The 17897-nt window shown below is 49.8% G+C and carries 16 protein-coding genes; all 16 read right to left on the bottom strand.

What is annotated here, in order from left to right; translation table 11 throughout:
- Nucleotides 1-7 precede the first annotated feature (7 nt).
- On the bottom strand, nt 8-1174 hold the full coding sequence (locus HRU82_18305) for a glycosyltransferase family 4 protein (protein ID QOJ36780.1): 1167 nt from the start codon (nt 1172-1174) through the stop codon (nt 8-10).
- Nucleotides 1171-2130 carry a glycosyltransferase gene (locus tag HRU82_18300; protein QOJ36779.1) on the bottom strand — a complete coding sequence of 320 codons (960 nt, stop codon included), beginning with the start codon at nt 2128-2130 and terminating at the stop codon, nt 1171-1173. The genes HRU82_18305 and HRU82_18300 overlap by 4 nt, the downstream gene beginning before the upstream one ends.
- A 13-nt stretch (nt 2131-2143) precedes the next feature.
- Nucleotides 2144-3397 carry a glycosyltransferase family 4 protein gene (locus HRU82_18295; protein ID QOJ36778.1) on the bottom strand — a complete coding sequence of 418 codons (1254 nt, stop codon included), beginning with the start codon at nt 3395-3397 and terminating at the stop codon, nt 2144-2146.
- Between the two features lie 38 nt (nt 3398-3435).
- Nucleotides 3436-4506, bottom strand: coding sequence for an NAD-dependent epimerase/dehydratase family protein (locus tag HRU82_18290; GenBank protein QOJ36777.1), 1071 nt, complete (start codon nt 4504-4506; stop codon nt 3436-3438).
- Nucleotides 4507-4750: 244 nt separating this feature from the next.
- On the bottom strand, nt 4751-5590 hold the full coding sequence (locus HRU82_18285; GenBank protein QOJ36776.1) for a hypothetical protein: 840 nt from the start codon (nt 5588-5590) through the stop codon (nt 4751-4753).
- A 74-nt stretch (nt 5591-5664) separates the two neighbouring features.
- Entirely contained in the window at nt 5665-7128 is a 1464-nt protein-coding gene (locus HRU82_18280; protein QOJ36775.1) for a hypothetical protein, read from the bottom strand.
- Between the two features lie 54 nt (nt 7129-7182).
- Nucleotides 7183-8406 carry a glycosyltransferase gene (locus tag HRU82_18275; GenBank protein ID QOJ36774.1) on the bottom strand — a complete coding sequence of 408 codons (1224 nt, stop codon included), beginning with the start codon at nt 8404-8406 and terminating at the stop codon, nt 7183-7185.
- A complete protein-coding gene (locus HRU82_18270) occupies nt 8385-9383 on the bottom strand; it encodes a hypothetical protein (GenBank protein QOJ36773.1) in 999 nt (332 codons plus the stop codon). Before HRU82_18270 ends, HRU82_18275 begins: the two co-directional genes overlap by 22 nt.
- Nucleotides 9380-10336 carry an NAD-dependent epimerase/dehydratase family protein gene (locus HRU82_18265; protein QOJ36772.1) on the bottom strand — a complete coding sequence of 319 codons (957 nt, stop codon included), beginning with the start codon at nt 10334-10336 and terminating at the stop codon, nt 9380-9382. The genes HRU82_18270 and HRU82_18265 overlap by 4 nt, the downstream gene beginning before the upstream one ends.
- On the bottom strand, nt 10336-11262 hold the full coding sequence (locus HRU82_18260; GenBank protein ID QOJ36771.1) for a phytanoyl-CoA dioxygenase family protein: 927 nt from the start codon (nt 11260-11262) through the stop codon (nt 10336-10338). The genes HRU82_18265 and HRU82_18260 overlap by 1 nt, the downstream gene beginning before the upstream one ends.
- Nucleotides 11255-12607, bottom strand: coding sequence for a DUF4910 domain-containing protein (locus tag HRU82_18255; protein QOJ36770.1), 1353 nt, complete (start codon nt 12605-12607; stop codon nt 11255-11257). Before HRU82_18255 ends, HRU82_18260 begins: the two co-directional genes overlap by 8 nt.
- Nucleotides 12608-12614: 7 nt before the next feature.
- A complete protein-coding gene (gene rfbC / locus HRU82_18250) occupies nt 12615-13145 on the bottom strand; it encodes a dTDP-4-dehydrorhamnose 3,5-epimerase (protein QOJ36769.1) in 531 nt (176 codons plus the stop codon).
- Nucleotides 13142-14440 carry a class I SAM-dependent methyltransferase gene (locus HRU82_18245; GenBank protein QOJ36768.1) on the bottom strand — a complete coding sequence of 433 codons (1299 nt, stop codon included), beginning with the start codon at nt 14438-14440 and terminating at the stop codon, nt 13142-13144. The genes rfbC and HRU82_18245 overlap by 4 nt, the downstream gene beginning before the upstream one ends.
- Nucleotides 14441-14565: 125 nt before the next feature.
- Nucleotides 14566-15609 carry an SDR family oxidoreductase gene (locus HRU82_18240; GenBank protein QOJ36767.1) on the bottom strand — a complete coding sequence of 348 codons (1044 nt, stop codon included), beginning with the start codon at nt 15607-15609 and terminating at the stop codon, nt 14566-14568.
- 119 nt (nt 15610-15728) lie between these two features.
- Entirely contained in the window at nt 15729-16499 is a 771-nt protein-coding gene (gene rfbF / locus HRU82_18235; protein QOJ36766.1) for a glucose-1-phosphate cytidylyltransferase, read from the bottom strand.
- A 116-nt stretch (nt 16500-16615) separates the two neighbouring features.
- The gene (locus HRU82_18230; protein QOJ36765.1) at nt 16616-17896 is read right to left on the bottom strand and encodes an ABC transporter ATP-binding protein; all 1281 of its coding nucleotides are present in this window, start codon (nt 17894-17896) and stop codon (nt 16616-16618) included.
- Between the last annotated feature and the right edge of the window lies 1 nt (nt 17897).

Below are 17897 nucleotides of genomic sequence, written 5' to 3'. Positions count from 1 at the left end.
GACAGCATCATGCACAGTTGAGGATTCCTTCGAACAAGCGTTCATACTGTTCCACCAACCGTGGGTAGTCATACTGCCGTTCCACTAGTGCAAGGCCATTCGCCCCAAGACGGGTACGCAATTCCCGGCTTCCTAGCATCTGTTCTATCGCAGCTGCAAGAGCATCAACATCACACGGAGGCACTAAAATGCCATTGTAGTCGGTTTTTACGAATTCTGGTATTCCTCCTACATCGGATGCAACGATAGCCTTGCCAAAAGTCATGGCTTCAAGCAGAACAATGCCGAATGGCTCGGATCGAGATGGCAGCAGAAAGAATTGGCTCTCAAGCATCAAAAAAGGGATATCATCACTATGAATCTCGCCAAGAAACACCACCATGTCATTCACCTTCAACTCCGCAGCCATTCTGCGCAGACGAACCTCTTCGGGACCATCACCAGCTATGACAAACTGGATTCCGTTCGATTTTTGTTTAACCTTCTGCAAAGCCAGCAAAAGAATGTCTAGGCCTTTTCTCTCGTGCAACTTCGCCACCGTCAATACATAAGGTTCTTTGAGCCGAATTTGATGACGATTCTGGTCATAGGCCAAAACACGGAGCCGCTCAATATCCACTCCGTAGGGTAAATAAGTCCGCCTTACCTTGAGGCCTTCTACAAGACTCTCTGCTTGTGAGAGGAGACTCGCTGAGTGCGCCAAGAGCCAGTTGCTTCCCTTAATAGAGCTGCGAACTGTCTCCTGCCCTATGCGATGCAACAAGTGCAAAGACAATATATCGTCACCATGAATCCCAATTACCAACTTAAATGGCATAAAGAGCCGCAAAACATGAAAGTAAAAGACGTTCGGAAGCGGGTATTCAATGCTCACCAGGTTAATCTCGTGTTTAGCAATAAATTCCGCCAATTTCCAAAGCGTTGGGATGAAGAAACAAAGCGTCGCGACGAACCCTTTCATGGGATTGTCGGGAAACCAGGAGGGTCTCATGTAGAATTCATACACAGTACCGTGCTGGCTGCTTGCGCATGGTGTGATCGTGTCGGATTCGCCAGAACGAAGAACCACAACCCGATGACCACGATTACTTAAACATCGCCGAATATCTTCTACGAAGGTTGCAACTCCGCCAGTTTGCGGGGGAAAGAACGGGGTAACAAAAAGTATGTTCATGATCGCTTCCCATACTTTGTCGAGCCATGGGCCAGCAACCTCTGCCCCTGAACAAACATCTCCTCGCTATATAATCTCAGCAGATCAAGATATAAGGCAAACGTCCAAGGCCGGCCTTTAAGAAGCTTCTTTATCCGGCTTCTAGATCCAGAAAACTTTCCTGCTTTTCTTTCAAGGTACGCTAATTCTCGATGTTTCGAATGAAGTTCCTCCGCCACAACCTCCTTCATGCTCTTGTCAATCTTTCCCGTGGCCACTTCCTTATCAAGAAGACTCTGATAGATTAGGACTACATCTTCCAAAAATCGTGTACCATCTGTCATGAGGCTTCCGCGGCGCCAGCGATATTTCCCCAAAGGAGCAGAGATGTAGCCAAAGGCAAACCCCTCAACGGCAGCCCTCATCCAGTGATGATAGTCCTGCGCAATCGGAAGTCGATCATCAAAAGAGCCCGCGCGATCAAAACACTCTCGTCGCTCTACTACGGTGAGAGTTTGGATATGACATCGCCGGATTACTTGCTCAAGACATTCACCTTGCGGAACTGACCTTTGTGTCTCATGGTTAAAGCGCGAGTAAAGAATTCTGTCATCTTCGTCTATTACGGATACGTCACTATGAACCAATCCACACTTTTTATGCGCATCCATGAATGCAATCTGGGAGTCCAATTTGTTCGGGTACCACATATCATCAGCATCCAGATAGGCCAGAAACTCACCCGTTGCACGACTTATTGCCACATTGCGAGCTGCAGAAACGCCGCTGTTCTTTTGTTGAATCCATTGAACGTTTTTTTCGTAAAGAGAAAGAAGATTGCGGGTATGGTCTGTTGAACCATCGTCAACAACAATAATTTCATAGTCTTTATAATTTTGCTGCAGCGCACTATCAATTGCCCGACCCAGGAAACGCTCACAGTTGTACGTGGGGATGATGACTGAAACACGAGGCATGGCGCGTGGCCCCTTAGATATAGTGTTTGTGTGCCTTGACTACTTCTTTAGAAGAACGCATTAAGGCGATGGTTTTTTCCACTGCTGACTCCCAGGAAAACCACTCTTGCGCGAACTTCAAGGCTCCGGTCTGCAGACGTGTCCGAAGATCTCCATCATTCATAACTTGGAGTAGCAGCTCTGCCAGCCCTTCATGATCTCGTGGTGCACAGGTCAGCACATTCTCCCCATGAACAAAGGCGCCATCCATCATGGGGCCTCTCGTCACGATCACAGGAAGTCCGTGCGCAATCAAGGACGCGAAGGAACTGTTGTTCAACTGCACGCCTTCTAGAAATGGTAATACGCTCACATCCGAGGCATGTAGATAGAGCGACGCCTCCTCCTCCTCAGACTTGAATGCACCAGTCCAAATTGTCTTGGACTCTAGGCCAAGCGTCCTATGAAGCCTCTGCATCTCGTCAAAATAAGAGCCAGCACCCTCCACTGCCAGATCAACTTTTCCACCAACGAACAACAGCCTGGCATGAGAATATTTCTCTGCCACAATCGCAAATGCACGTAATAGCGTCTCGATCCCCTTGATTGGGTACAGATAGCCAAAAAATGTAACTACAAACTCCTGTCCCGTAAGCCCTAGCCGCTGACGGCCGCGCGCCCTCGCTCCACCTCCCTCATTTGATGCGATCAACAGATTCGGCGGAGGGGGGATTAATACAACCTTCTGTTCCGCAGCGGGCCATTCCTCAGTCAACATCGCGCGATGTCTCTCACAAAGGGCGATCACTGCATCGCTATCACGCAAGAGCGTTCCGGAACTGTAGGCCACTCCCGCCGGTCCCGCCCATCGAACCATCAACTTGCGAAAGACCCGCGCAGGTATGCTGGTCTTAGATGGATCAGCTCCAACGAACGCACTTTCGTATCGCGTGACAAAAGGAATGTCCCGGAAAAGACGTTTACACAGGGTCGGCAGAAACGTGACCATTGGATGGAACTTGTACATCAAACCGATGTACATCAGAAAAAATGCATCCACCTCACAACTCCGGATAAAGGAGCGGACTCGCAATAGTTCGGCCCAGCCCCACTCCCGCATGATCGGATAGACATGAATTCGGCCATTGTTCGTTCCGCGATTACCTACTGAAGTCAAAACGTGAACTTCAACGCCACGGTCTACGAGTCGTTGGCATAAATGATAGGTATTGGTTGCCTCCCCCGCATGCATGGGAGGGTAAGCCGCTGAAATCACCAACACTTTCATTCGATGAAGCCTCTGATTACTACGACAACGATTCTTCGTTAGGCCGTGGCTTGGACCGACGCCCCTCGCTTTAACCATGACTCGTGGATTTCACCGAAGATTTGCGCCAGGTTTTTCGTAATGCTCCAACTTGGATAATGACTCTTCATTTTCCTGAGATCACTGATGTAGCAAATGTGATCGCCCTCTCGGTTCTTTTCCACGTATTCGTACTCCATTTTTTGTCCAGAAATGGACTCGATCATCTCAAAGGCTTCGAGAATCGAACAGCTATTTTCACGCCCCCCGCCCAGGTTGTAGACTTCTCCACTTCGCGGGTTTTCAATGAATGCATGGATAAAACGAGCCACATCCAAAGAATGGATATTGTCCCTCACCTGCTTCCCTTTGTATCCGAATATGCTGTATTTCTTTTTCTCTAAATTGCACTTAACAAGGTAACTTAGAAAACCATGCAGCTCTACGCCGGAATGATTCGGCCCTGTGAGACATCCCCCACGCAAACAGCATGTTTTCATCCCAAAGTACCGTCCATACTCCTGAACCATGACATCGGCTGCCACCTTTGACGCGCCAAATAAGGAATGTTTTGATTGATCGATCCGCATCTGCTCTGCAATACCATTCCAGTCTTGAGGAGATGCATAGTCCCACCGTTTAGTCTGTTCAACCAGAGGAAGCTCATTCGGCGCATCCCCATACACTTTATTCGTGGACATGTGCACAAACACCGTCTCACGTGCATGCAGCCTCGCGGCCTCAAGTAAGTTGAGCGTTCCCACCGCGTTCGTGTCGAAATCATCAAATGGGATCTTTGCTGCAAGGTCATGCGAAGGCTGCGCCGCTGTATGTACGATCGCATCCGGTCGCAATTCTTCAATGAGACCAAGCACACCCTTCCGATCTCGAATATCAAGTTCGTGATGTCTAAATGCTGTCAACTCGTGCTGCAGCCGTCGTTGGTTCCATCGGGTATCACCACTGGGTCCAAAGAATGCCGCTCGGTTGTTGTTATCGGCCCCATGGATAAACCATCCCTGCTCATGAAAATACGCACACACCTCCGAACCAATGAGTCCAGATGAGCCGGTGACAAGCATTCGTTTCATAGTCTGACCGCTCCTCCTCTTACCTGATGATCAACTCACAGACTCCACGCAAACGATGCGATCCCGCTTTGAATTCTTCTCAAAACGTTTGGCGATTACATCCACACCCACTCTATGCCTTTCTTGATTTCAAAGCCCGCCATCAGAAGTATGCACCTTCTCGCCATAGCTCATCGTCTTCAGGCTCGCTGCTGCAATATCTTCCATACAGACTATCTTGTGGAAACTTCTCCGAAAGATCGCGCTAGGTGACCTGGGACTTAAGCAAATACGGCTCCCAAAAATCCCGATCGTACCGAGGCCAGGCATGGCACCCAAATGGAAGACACTCGTGATTCAATTCGAAACAGAGTCGCGGAGCTACCTCAAAAGCAAACCTCAAACCCATTTCGACGGTGGCAACTTTAAACTCTGGCATATAGTGTTTGGCACGATCAGACCAGAAGTGGTCTTCGTTCCTTGACCCGTCTAGGCGCAGGTGCCATTGGTTCATTTCGCGTCGTGCATTATTGAAATAGGAGAATTGCTTGATTATTTTCTTCGGCAGGAGAAGTGCCTGCATGTATGAGGGCTGTCGGGCGATTTGGCTTTTCCAATATTCTTCGGGATCCATCCAATGTATCCGGGACCGACAGACTTTCAAGAAACTATCGATTCTCCGCAACGACAGTCCCCCATTGCCTACCCTAGCTTCTTTCACCCAAGGACTATCCGCACACGGAATCCAAGGAGGCCCAATATAGTCTAATCCAGCATCACACCAGGCACGAAGTTGATCCGAGAAGACCAGAGCATCGAGATGATAAATCAGCATATACTGATAATCAGAGAATGAGGCATAAAAATGTTCGGACAATAGCAACCGCGTGTTTGCCACTCCACTGCCGAAATACTCGTTTCCGAACTTCCGTACTGCACACCCTGGCAAGTCAATGCTCAGCGACTCAGGCGCTATTAGGTATTTGTCATAGTCTTTGAGATAGTGTGTCAGATGCCGAAAGGAAATCTGCTCATCCGGCGTCAACTCATTGCGATTATGCATTGGCACTACTACCGCCACTCTATTTTTTCTTTTCCCCGCCATCTACGATTCCATCCACACCTGCCTGTATCGCGCATTCAGCCGGGCTAGATATTCCCTCTCTCGGTACACCGACGTCACTTGATCAGTCGCCGCAACACTTCCTCTCCCACCAGCCTATGTCCAGCCTCGTTATAATGCGCATAGCGGCGAAACGGAAATAGCGACAGGGGGTCAGGGTGTGCAGAAAAGATCTCGTGGAGATCGATAACCTCTAAATCTAGCATCTTTGCAATCAGCAAGACCTTATCGCGATCCTTGCTCGCCAATTCCGGAAAGCGGTAGCGCTCCCAAGTTGGAAGATAGACAAATACGAGTCGGCCTCCCCACAAATTTACCGTATTCTTCGCTTCTGCCAGAACACGTTCGAACAACTTGAGATCCGCAGGATTGGCCGGAGCACCGGTCCGCCTGAGGTAGTCAACCAACTCCGCAGGCAGGCCCTCCTCGGAAGGCCGACGATCATAAAACGACTGGATTGCATGGCGCACATGCTGTAACTTGACAATCTTCTCAATCGATGGGCCAGCCGTCGCCTTTTCCATTTCACGGTCAAGATAGTCCTTTAGAGAACGATCAATGCCATCTTGTCGATCGATCAAGTGCTGAGAGAAGGAGGACGTTACATAGCGCATTAACAACGGTGAATTTTTTTCCCAGCCATCGAGATCCCGCAAGTCATTACCTTCATAATAAAACCACAATGCGAGTTTAGGCTTGAGGAAGCTTCCATATTCTTTCAAGGTCGCCAAACTCGTGAGTGGACCATGACCGTTGATGCCCAGGTTAATGGTATTCGGGTACTGCGACCTCAGCACAGCCACAAATCCCTTTCCTGACGGCACACAGACACCGTGCGTATAGGAGTCACCGAGCGCCACCAGATCTACTGGTTTGTGACTCCAAATGCCCTTGGGATTGTGAAATCCATGCTCATCACTTTCGTAGACAACATACTCGCCGCTCTCATTGCAGAAAACAGTAGTGCTTGTGGCCATACCTGCTAACGGAAGAAACTCTTCCTGGCCTTCGGTAAAAATTGATCGGATCGACTCAGCCGAAGATGGTGTAAAGAGAACCATAGAAAACACATCCGGATAGGCATTAATGCCCTTCCGGCGCATATCCAGGACCACCTCTAATCTTGTTCTTGTGTCAAACCTATCTTGGGTCTGATCGAGCGCTCTCATCCTCTCAGCGGCAACCTTAGCGTTGGCATCCTGGGGAAAGCTAAGCCACGCCTGAGGCCCCATGGCTTTAATCGCCGGCTTAGCGTGGGCGAGCAAGAATTCAGCGGTATACAGCGCAAGAATGACGGAAATGGAGCAGAGCACTACGTTTATGCGAATCGATTCGGGAAGCCGTAATCCCCAAACCAAAAGAATAGACGCTCCGACGAAGACGAAATAGTGAGGAGTGATGCCGTAACGGTTGACTAGTAATCCGAACACGAACAGTGATGTCACTGCTCCCGTCCCCAATATGACACTGGAAAACCGGCTGAGACGCTGAACGATGCTCGACTTTCTTGGTTCTGACATGCGTTTTAGGGCACAACTGTCTTGCTACGCAGGCGGAGACAGTACCTGCTGCTATTACCCCTTACCGTGCTTCGCCAACAGCATCTCAATAACTGCACGATAGGCATGCTCAAACTTCTCCGGCGTATGGTTACTATGTGCACACTCCCACGCTCTCTTGCTCATCTTAAGCAACTGTTCTCTGGACATCGCAGCTATCTCCCGAACTCGATGCATAACCGATTCAACAGTAGCATCTTCCAGCAGGACTCCGAAACTCTTCACATCAATGGACGATTCGTAAGTGACAATAGGAATCACCCCGCCAGCCATCGTCTCTAGAACTGCAGCCGCTCCTGCTTCTGAACAGGACGCGAAAACATGCGCCACGTTTTGCTTCAAGATCTTTCCAAACTCTTCATCTACATTATCCACCCATCCGACGAAATGGATGTTCCGAGTATGAAACAATTCTTTTCGATACAAATCAACAAACTGCGGCTCCTCCAGCACCGGCCCAATGATAGTCAGTTGGTATTCGGGCATTTGAATGAATGCTTCCAGAACTATATCGAGACCTTTATGAACCATTCCTCGACTTCCGAACCAGAGAAACCGTCGACGAGAAGCTTCAAAATCTTTATCATCCGGCCACGGCCACATTTTTTGAACCACCATCGGAAGGCGGAAAATGGGCTTATTGGCATAGGTATAAGTGTTCGTCGTAAATTCATTCCCGCAAGTTGTGAGGTAATCCGCATGTTCAACCCCTAGATGCGGGGTTTCCAGACGATTAGGGGGAATTGTCACGCCTTTTCTACGCTGCAGATTCTGGATTCTCACCATTTCGGCCAGATTCTGATAAATGATGTGAGCGGTGTCGCAATGCAGGATTTTTATGCAGCCTGACGGCAAGTAGGGCCGCAGGCGTTGCAAATTAAATCGGGTGTCAACGATGACATCGTATGATTTCCATGGAATAAACTTGTGATTCTCACAATGAATGACATCAACGTCATAGCCAAGATCAAGGTAGGTCTGAGCCATGGCCATAGTCTTGTACAATTGCGGGTGACTGGTCGGAATTGCCACGCCTCGCATCTTGCACAACAACCCTTCATTGTCATAGGAAATAAGTACATTACCTTTCGCTGCACCAGCTGTATGTAACGAGACGACTCCACCGTGAAATTGGTGTGTCACCTGCCGAACTGCTGAGAGCACCTCCCGAACCCACAGGTAGAGTTGAAAACGCTGCAGAAATCGCCGTACACGTCTTAGCACTTTGCGGCCTGCCACGCTTCTGGCACCAACCCACCTACTGGTCTCCATCCGTCCATGCACGCAATCCATTGGTTTGTCCCCAGGTGGTGCAAGTCGATATGGTGCATCCCTCCTTGCATCCAAGGCCTCCAGTTAGGACCTAAAAATGGTTGCGCCAGTAACACTCGCTCTTCATAGGTAACGAGGGTCAGGTCCGTAATTTCGAACGCGCGCACGGAGGTTCCATAAATTGGGGAGCAGTCCTGCGCAAATCGAATTAACTTATCCCCCACTACCCTCACGCGGCCAGCCGGCCGCGCTGTGTGAGGGTTCGCTTGAATGATGGGGGAACGTGAATGCTCCTGCCACCCACATCGGAGGTGACGCGAGTAATACAGCCGCAACGTATCGTGGCGTAGCTCCGAGCTGGTTTCACTCAACATCCACCAATGCTGGCCATAGCGGAATAGAGAACTATCGTTGAAGCACTCCCCCTTAAGCAAAACGTCCGTGCACACCCACTCGGTGGGAAATTGCTTGGCTTCGTAAAGACGAACACTCCGAGCCTGATGGCTTTCTGGAACCATATAGTGGCATCCATTCCACTCAAACACATACGGATAAGATAGATGGAAAGACTCCCTCAAGACGATCTGCTCATAGTTCCATACACGACCATCGCAGCTCGTTGCCCAGCCGATCTCACCTCGATCGGAATCGTAATTGTACACCTCAAAGAACATATGCCATAGGTCGTGCACTCGGATCATAAAGGGATCCGCCACAAACAACGCACGCACATCCGTCACATCCTCGCGCGTTAAAACTGGACGGTCCATGGATCGATCTCTAGCAAGTTGGAACGGCGAGCGACCGATCGCCGTTCCAATGGACCACAAGTGATAGGCGGGTGACTCGATGCCGAGCAGCCAGCGTTTAATGGGCTCAGGTGCTAGGTGACGCACAAGTTGTTTGGCATGCCACTTCAGCGCCTTACTGGGCATCAATGTCATGACCGCTTCTCCGGCGCCCGTTGTCGGTACCACAGGACGGTTCGTCGAAGCCCCTCTTCGAACACCGTTTGAGGAGACCAACCGATACGCCGTCGTGTCTCTTGGACATTTGCTATGCGAACAGGTTCACTGGGACGATCAGGCAATGCTCCAAAATTTGGCTGTGGCGCAGACGCCATAATTGTTGCGATTGTTTCCACAACCTCTCGCACTGCCCTCGTTCTTCCCGATCCCAGATCGAGAGTATTCCCTTCAATGCCAGGAACCACCCCGGCCGCTAACAATCCATCTACCACATCATCTACGTATACCCAGTCAGCTTCCCATCGACCACTCGTCAGTTCAGGAGCTTCTCCTCTCAGAAAGCTCAATATGACCGAAGGTATCAATTTTTTCTCATCTTGATGTGGGCCAAATGTCATAAACGGTACCGCCGACACAACGGGAGTTCGATACAAAACGTGGAACATTCTCCCGTACGCACTCGCAGCCCACTTTGCCGCCGCATAAGGAGAACTGGGAATCGGGAGAACAGTGTCCAAGTTTGGTTCCGTCAGTGATCCGCTCAAAACGACACGCCGGCAACCGATTTCAGCTGCTGCAATCAAAATATAAATGGTGCTGGAGAGTAGGCTTTCAAATGTAGGCAGTACATACTGAATGTCGGGCTTGGCCCCGACGGATCCTGCAAGATGATAAATTATCGTTGGCTTCGTTCGGCGGACAAGGCTTCTCACTTCGTCCAATGAAGAGAGGTTCGACTGCCACCAACAGCCCCTCCCAGGGCCTGGTATCTGAGGGCGGCGTGATGTGGCATGGACGACCGCTCCGGCTAGCAGCAGACGGCGACACAGGTGAGATCCGAGAAACCCTGCCCCCCCCGTGACTAAAACCGTTTCGTCTCGCCATTCGGTGAGGGGCCTGGGGGGGCCCCCCTCGTCACTGTAGGCCATTACGATGCCTTTGGATGATAAACAAGCTTTCCCGAATCCCCAGTACCATCGTCATATAGGGCTACGATATCGTCTGGAATATGGGCAAGGTCTGAACCACGCAAGTAATCACGCATGGTCGTTCCCGTGCATGCTTCGTCGACGCGTGGAGCGCCACATCTCGCGATAGCATCCTCCATATTCACACAACGAAAATCGATACTGAACCGTGTTTTTCCAGAAGTATTAGGTACGCTGGAATGCATCTGCGCGGCAGAAAATAGGATGATTCCTCCGGCTGGAACAATCAACCTGAGCTGGGGGTCCAATTGCAGGGCTTCCGTGGGTCGGGGAAGGGGACGAGGGTCTTGTTTGAGATACTGGGAAACGTGCCCACCTCGATGCTGTTGATTCCAGAGATAATAGTTGTACCCGTTTGAAGTATTGGCAACGGGCGAATTCCAATACTGAGGGTGAAACGCCATGGCGTTATCAGCCTGAATGTCGTAAATCGGTATCCACCAATTAATTTGAAACATCGGCGCTGAATACCAGGTGTCCCGATGGGGGTGCCAGGCATAGGCTATCCCCGTAGTGAGATAGTTATCACTCGTCGAGCTTCGCATCTTAGGAACGTCAAAGTAGGTTTTCTCAAGATCACATCCCAATTCAGCCAGAACTGCTTGAAGGTGTCGCTTAGACTCTGGATGATGGATGAAGTGTGGCTTAAGCTTGCCCAAGACCTCTGCAAATATTTCTACCGACATGAAATGCTGAGCCTGCTCTGGATCATGAGGAGAAAACGCCTCCCGAATTAATGTCCTTGCAAATTCGATAAACGCTAGAGACGAAGGCCGGGGGGAATACACGAACAACTGTCCATCGAATAGCATCTGCCGCCTGAGATCGTCAGTGATGGGAGCATCATAATACACTGCATTATTCATGGTTCCTCTCCTTGTTCTCTACAAAATGCTCCACCACGCCTTCCTTGAGTAGTCCGTGTTTACTCAAGGTCTGTGCTGCATCGTAAATCAACTCAAAAGAAGTGCCGGCACGCTCCGCGATGTCGAGCAATGAATGGGAACCATCCGCCATATTCAAAGTCCAAAGAAGTGCTATCTCAGCTTTTGCGCCTTCCTTTTGCCCAGCAATAGCACGGTATAACCCCCGCCTTCCAAGCTGTGGCTCACAGTACGGGTTCTTGCTAAAAACTACCGTGTCATTCTCGATCACGAACAGAACCTTAAGCAAAATATCCAACGAGTTCTGGAGCGAAGCAGCAGATACAAAATCCAGATTGTCTGCTGAGGTGTGATATTCTGGATATTCTCCATGGGAACTACGCATGAAGCAGCCGACGGGAAGGTTGAAGCCTGGGGAACAATATTGCCGTTCATCATATCCATACGGATAGAAGTCGATTACTCGGTGACTATCTCCTGTATGCGTCAGAACATGGCTGAGGACTCGATCGATTGGAGCATTACCCTGCCGACTTCTCTTATAGGTGATATGGCCAGAATCGCCGACGCCTGTTAACACAAGTCCGTGCCGAATCAGCTTGACCCGTTCTTGGTTGCGAGAAAGCCAGGTGATTGACCCGATCGTTCCCGGAATAAAAACGAATCGGTACGAATACCTTCGTCTTACAGTGCTTAGGGCCTGTGCAATCTGGGTGGCGACGGCAATTCCAGAAAGGTTATCGTTACAAAGGGAGGGATGACACACATGAGCAGAAATTAACACCTCTTGGGGTGTAGCCCCCGGCAAGAACACTTCTCCATAACTCAAGTGGCCAGGCTGCAATGATGAATCTATGCACACGTCATATTCGGAATCCGTCAACCTCTCCAACTGACGGTGTGACAAACAGAAACCCCAATTTTCTTTGTAATACGAGGTCCGGTACGGTATCCAGTCTGGTCGATCCGGTAGCGAGTGCAGATGACCGGTTAAATCTTCACGTCTGATTCGCCCCTTTATCGGCAGGCTATAGCTGACCACGTGAAGGTTACTCTGGCCAAGATCGACGATCTTTTCCCCTTGCACGGTGGCTATATAGGCATCTTTAATGTTCCATTCCAGCGGAACGGTCCAGTCAAACACCTGAGTTCCGCTGGGGACCTCATGAATTTCCAACGGGAGAAAGCTTTGTAGATATCGCAGTGTTGCACGAACGCCTTCACCTGTGATACTCCGACAAATTGGATACAGATGCGCCACCAAATCGTGCAGGACTTTCCCTTCTCGAGTCGAGTCGAGCGCCTCCCTGACTTCACTCATCTTCATGCCAGAATCATTCCGAATAGTCCGAGTAGGTTCGATCTTTTTCGGAGATCACTCGCACTGGCTCGGGCCAGACAATATTAAACGCTGGATCATTCCATCTGAACCCTCGCGCATAATTGGGCGCATAGAACTCTGACATCTGGTACTGCACTTCTGCGCCGTCGGTCAACGTGAGAAATCCATGAGCAAAGTGTTTGGGGATATAGAGCATTCGTCGATTCTCAGCTGTGAGGCTCACCCCACAGAAGTGCTTGTATGTGGAACTGTGAGGACGAAGATCAACGATCACATCGTACACTCCTCCCCTAGTACAACGCACCAGTTTCACTTCAGAGGAGACCCCGATCTGATAGTGCATACCTCTCAAGGTTCCTCTCAGCCTGTTGTATGACACATTACATTGTACCAACCGGGTTTCCAAACCATGTGCATCAAACTCATGCGCGCACCAACTTCGGGCAAAAAACCCTCGCTCGTCTTCAATTCGTTCCACATCAATGACAAATGCCCCCGGGAGCACCGTTTCATGGAAAATCACGGCAGTACTTTGATCTCAGGGATTGGAACGACAAATTTACCACCCCACCCTTTAATAAACTCCATCTGGAGTACCACTTCATCTTGAATGTTCCATGGAAGAATCAGCACATAATCCGGCTTTGTCTCCCTAATTTTCTCCGGAGCAAAGATGGGGATGCGAACCCCTGGAAGAAATTGACCTTGCTTGTAAGGACTTCTGTCCACCGTATAATCAATCAAATCGGTTCGGATTCCGCAGTAATTAAGCAGGGTGTTGCCTTTGGCAGGAGCACCGTATCCGACAACTGACTTGCCCTGTTCCTTCGCCTCTATCAGAAAGCGAAGTAGTTTGCGCTTCGTCTTTTCCACCTGCGCGGAAAAACCGGCATAGTGCTCCAAGTTGGCAAATCCTGCACGCAACTCTCTTTGCCTGAGTTCCACAATGCGCTGCCCGATTGACCTAGTAGCATCATCACTGTGATGAGCATAAATTCTCAGCGAGCCTCCGTGTGTAGGGACCTCCTCAACATCGAAGATCGAGAGCCCATGCTTCTCAAACACACGCTCGACGGATAGCAGTGACCAATAGGAGAAATGTTCATGATAGATCGTATCAAACTGATTCTCCGCCATGAGCCTCAGAAGGTGAGGGAATTCCATCGTAATGACGCCTTGAGGCTTCAGCAAAATTCGCAAACCTTCGACAAAATCATTGATGCGGGGCACATGTGCCAGCACATTGTTTCCAATTACTAAGTCCGCGCGTTTCTTTTGCCTTACTAAATCTCGAGCGGTCTTTTCGCCAAAGAACTTGACGACTGTGGGAATACCTTTTCTTTTAGCGACGGCAGCGACATTACTAGCCGGCTCTACCCCCAGTACAGGTATCCCCTTTTCAGCAAAGTATTGCAGGAGATATCCATCATTACTCGCTATCTCGACTACCTGATGCCGGGACGTCAGAGAAAATCGTTCCGACACGAGGTGCGCATAGCGCTTAGCATGCTCCAACCAACTCTCAGAGTATGATGAAAAATAGGCATAGTCGCCAAAAATACTTTGAGGACTCGTAAACTCTTCAAGCTGTACCAAGAGGCATGTTTTACAAACATAGACATGGAGAGGATAAAAAGGCTCCATTCGATTGGCCTCTTCGGCCTTGATGTAAGAATTAGCTAGAGGAGACATTCCAAGATCGACAAAAGTTTGATCGAGATGTGCCCCACAAAATCGACATGCACGATTGGCTATCCTCGGCGACGTTTTCACGCTGGAACCTGAGCGTTTTGCACTCGACCGTATCTTAGAGTTCATTCTTCGTCTCCCTCACATGACGTAATGATCGCCAAGCTCAGTCATCTTCAAGGAGGCCGCATCGGTAAGGTCACGACAGATCAACATGAAAACCACGCGTCGCTAATAATCCCACGTCCGCTAAATCAGGCCCAACGAAGGTCATCTGTAAGACATCCATCCGCGTTAAGCGTTTTCAACATGTTGAGTCGTACAAGATGAGACTTTCGAAACTCAACGTCTGAGAACTTCATCCTTTCTAGTCCATCAGCTAAATCTTCAATTGCCGTACGCAAATCCACTCGTGGTTGATAGTGAGGAGCCAATCGTCTGAACTTTTCGAAGCTCACCCGATAAGACCGCTTGTCAGGCTGCGCATTGGAATTCAAAGATATCTCCACGTTGGGGAGAACCTTGGCTACAGCCTCAGCCAAATCTCGCACCTGATAATTCCACTCATCACTCCCGACGTTCACAGCCAAAAAATCTCCACCGTCCTTGCCACTTCGCTGCATCCCCCAATCAATGGCTCTAGCCATGTCCTTTACATGGATCAACGGACGCCAAGGTGTGCCGTCGCTCAAAATCGTGATTTTCCGAGAGCTTAATGCACTCGCGACAAAATCATTCAACACGAGGTCTAAGCGGAGACGCTCGCTCATCCCACAAGCCGTGGCAAAACGCAAACATGTTACCGTGAAGTCTGGACGAGCAAGCGCAGCAAGATCACGCTCCGCACCAATTTTTGACTTGGCGTATGCTGTTAACGGGTTCAGGGTGGACTCCTCGGATTTTGCTCCACCCTCCGCCATACCATAGACGCTACAGCTTGAGGCAAAAACAAAACTCCTGGCTCCCGCATCCCTGGCCAGTGTCGCCAACGTGACGGCCGCCCGATGGTTGACATCTAACGTAATCCGCTCAAACGATGCTCCCATTGGATCATTTGAGATCGCGGCCAAGTATACAATCGTGTCGATATCGTTGAGTGCATCTTTTCCGACATCCCTAACGTCCTGAAAGATCTGGAGGTCTATCCTACATTCAGGAAGCCGGCTGGCAGCCGTTAAACAGGTTGCAAAGTACCCCATATCCATACCCACTAACCTTGATGAGGGATAGGACTCCCTAAGACGAGCGACAACTATTGGGCCGACGTATCCCATGTTGCCCGTGATCAAGATCTTCATTCACTTTCTCTCTGGTTAAAGTGGTGGTGAGATGCCTGTCCCAAAAGGAACTGCAGACTTTATCGACTTCGACAATGGTTACTTAGTGATCCGTATATTTTAATGGCCTGCCTTCCCCATTACCATATTTTCCAAGGTGCCTTACCTGAACTCCACAATTCTTCGAGATAGCCCTTTTCCTTCAATGTGTCCATGCAAGACCAGAATCCATAGTGTTTGTACCCCATCATCTCACCCGCATAGGCCAATCGCTCAACCGGATCTCTTTCCCAAACCGTGTGATCTCCTTCAATATAGTCCAGTGCTTTAGTACTGAGTACAAAAAACCCGCCGTTGATCCACCCCTCCCCAGATTCTGGTTTCTCAAAAAATTCCGTAACCTGATCGCCATCGAACCCGATGCGTCCGAAACGTGCGGGGGATCGAACCGAAGTCATCGTGGCCAGCTTACCGTGAGAGCGATGAAATTCCAGCAGCTTATGAATATCGAGGTCTGCTACACCATCGCCATAGGTCAACATGAAGGTATCGTCCCCCTCTAGCCACTTCTTGAGACGCTTAACCCTTCCACCAGTTTGGGTAGTGAGACCTGTGTCAGCCAGATGAACGGTCCATTTGGGTTGGTTTCCGTCATGGATCGTCGTTTTTCCTGTGGAGAGATCGACGGATAAATCATTGTTGATCGCAAAAAAATTCAGGAAATATTCCTTAATCATTTCACCTTTGTAACCAAGCGCGATGACGAACTCGGTGATGCCATGCACGGCATGAATCTGCATGATATGCCAAAGGATTGGTTTCCCTCCGATCTCCACCATAGGCTTAGGACGAAGCACTGTTTCTTCGGAAAGCCTTGTACCTAACCCACCAGCCAAAATCACTGCCTTCATAAGCCCTCCTATAGCCAATCGCCGATTCCACTTGGCCCTCTAGAGACGCACATTGATTAGTGGCCGCTAGTTGCGATCTCGATTGTTCGATATAGGGAACGACATTAGCTATCCGACTAATCCAACGGTGGAGTATGTTCGGTAGTCCACTTGAGCAAGGGTCTGACAGCCCCCTCCCATCGCCCAGTCACATCCCCTCGAGCTGTATCTCCTGCTCCCGGATCAACCACACGAAAACCAACGACGCGCGGAACATCACAGTATTCCTGCCATGGATCTTCTGCAAAAATCCCCGCACCGATTACCATCGTACCTTCTGACAAAAAATTTCCTGGAATCCAGGCAGTACTGACATAGCGCCCCACGCTTCTAGCTTTTCTGTACCATGCGGGATCTCGGTCGTTTGCAATAAAAGCAACTATATCTTCCTCAGTATTCAGACCAAATTGGGCTACAATCTTTTGACCTGGTTTTAAAACATCGTACTCAATCTCCAACCGGATCGGTCGGCGGATGTCCAAGATGGCTGACACCGCGCCGCTTTCCGACAGAACTCGCACGGCACGCAAGCGGACAACCTCATTCCCAGGAGCCTTGTCTGCATCAGGCCACTCGACGCAAGGCTTGATATGGCCAGCGTGAAGATAGTGGTTAACGACGTCATGTGCGGAGCCTTCCTGAACCACCTCCCCCTTTTCTAAGAGGAGGGCTCGTTTGCACAATCGGGTAATAGCCGGCATATCGTGGGAGACGAGAATGACCGTTCGTCCATGTTGCCCGACATCCTCCATCTTGCTCATACATTTTTTCTGAAAGCGAACATCTCCAACTGCCAGCACCTCGTCAACGATCAAAATATCTGGATCCATATGTGCTAAGACCGAAAATCCCAGGCGCACATACATACCACTAGAATAGTGTTTGACCGGCGTATCGATAAAACGCTCTACCTCCGCGAAGGCCACAATTTCATCAAACTTCCTGGCGATTTCATGACGGCTCATACCCAAAATCGCGCCGCTCATGTATACGTTGTCTCGACCGGTTAACTCCGGGTGGAAGCCGGTACCTACTTCCAATAAGCCACAGAATCGCCCATGAATAAATGCTCGGCCCTTTGTCGGTTCCGTTACCCTTGAAAGAATCTTTAAAAGGGTGCTTTTACCGGACCCATTCGTCCCGACTACTCCGAAAACCTCTCCTTGCTTAATCTCAAATGACACATCACGAAGCGCCCAAATGGTCTGCTCTGGGTGGATGGAGGGAAGGGCAGATCGGCCGCAAAGCTTTCGCATGCCACCCGCCAACGCTCGTGCCAAAGACCCGTCTTGGCCGTGGGCACCGCCCAGCTGGTAGCGCTTGTGGAGTCGGTCAACAAGAATAGCCGTATCACCCATG

Origin of the sequence: Nitrospira sp., from assembly GCA_015709715.1 — a bacterium.
Classification (GTDB): domain Bacteria; phylum Nitrospirota; class Nitrospiria; order Nitrospirales; family Nitrospiraceae; genus Nitrospira_A.
This window is presented reverse-complemented; position numbering and strand designations above follow the sequence as displayed.

Bases quoted from the DNA above. Each gene is read 5' to 3' on its own strand.
- HRU82_18305 (QOJ36780.1), bottom strand. From the start codon at position 1,174: ATGAACATACTTTTTGTTACCCCGTTCTTTCCCCCGCAAACTGGCGGA.
- HRU82_18300 (QOJ36779.1), bottom strand. From the start codon at position 2,130: ATGCCTCGTGTTTCAGTCATCATCCCCACGTACAACTGTGAGCGTTTC.
- HRU82_18295 (QOJ36778.1), bottom strand. From the start codon at position 3,397: ATGAAAGTGTTGGTGATTTCAGCGGCTTACCCTCCCATGCATGCGGGG.
- HRU82_18290 (QOJ36777.1), bottom strand. From the start codon at position 4,506: ATGAAACGAATGCTTGTCACCGGCTCATCTGGACTCATTGGTTCGGAG.
- HRU82_18285 (QOJ36776.1), bottom strand. From the start codon at position 5,590: ATGGCGGGGAAAAGAAAAAATAGAGTGGCGGTAGTAGTGCCAATGCAT.
- HRU82_18280 (QOJ36775.1), bottom strand. From the start codon at position 7,128: ATGTCAGAACCAAGAAAGTCGAGCATCGTTCAGCGTCTCAGCCGGTTT.
- HRU82_18270 (QOJ36773.1), bottom strand. From the start codon at position 9,383: ATGACATTGATGCCCAGTAAGGCGCTGAAGTGGCATGCCAAACAACTT.
- HRU82_18265 (QOJ36772.1), bottom strand. From the start codon at position 10,336: ATGGCCTACAGTGACGAGGGGGGCCCCCCCAGGCCCCTCACCGAATGG.
- HRU82_18260 (QOJ36771.1), bottom strand. From the start codon at position 11,262: ATGAATAATGCAGTGTATTATGATGCTCCCATCACTGACGATCTCAGG.
- HRU82_18255 (QOJ36770.1), bottom strand. From the start codon at position 12,607: ATGAAGATGAGTGAAGTCAGGGAGGCGCTCGACTCGACTCGAGAAGGG.
- HRU82_18245 (QOJ36768.1), bottom strand. From the start codon at position 14,440: ATGAACTCTAAGATACGGTCGAGTGCAAAACGCTCAGGTTCCAGCGTG.
- HRU82_18240 (QOJ36767.1), bottom strand. From the start codon at position 15,609: ATGAAGATCTTGATCACGGGCAACATGGGATACGTCGGCCCAATAGTT.
- rfbF (QOJ36766.1), bottom strand. From the start codon at position 16,499: ATGAAGGCAGTGATTTTGGCTGGTGGGTTAGGTACAAGGCTTTCCGAA.
- HRU82_18230 (QOJ36765.1), bottom strand. From the start codon at position 17,896: ATGGGTGATACGGCTATTCTTGTTGACCGACTCCACAAGCGCTACCAG.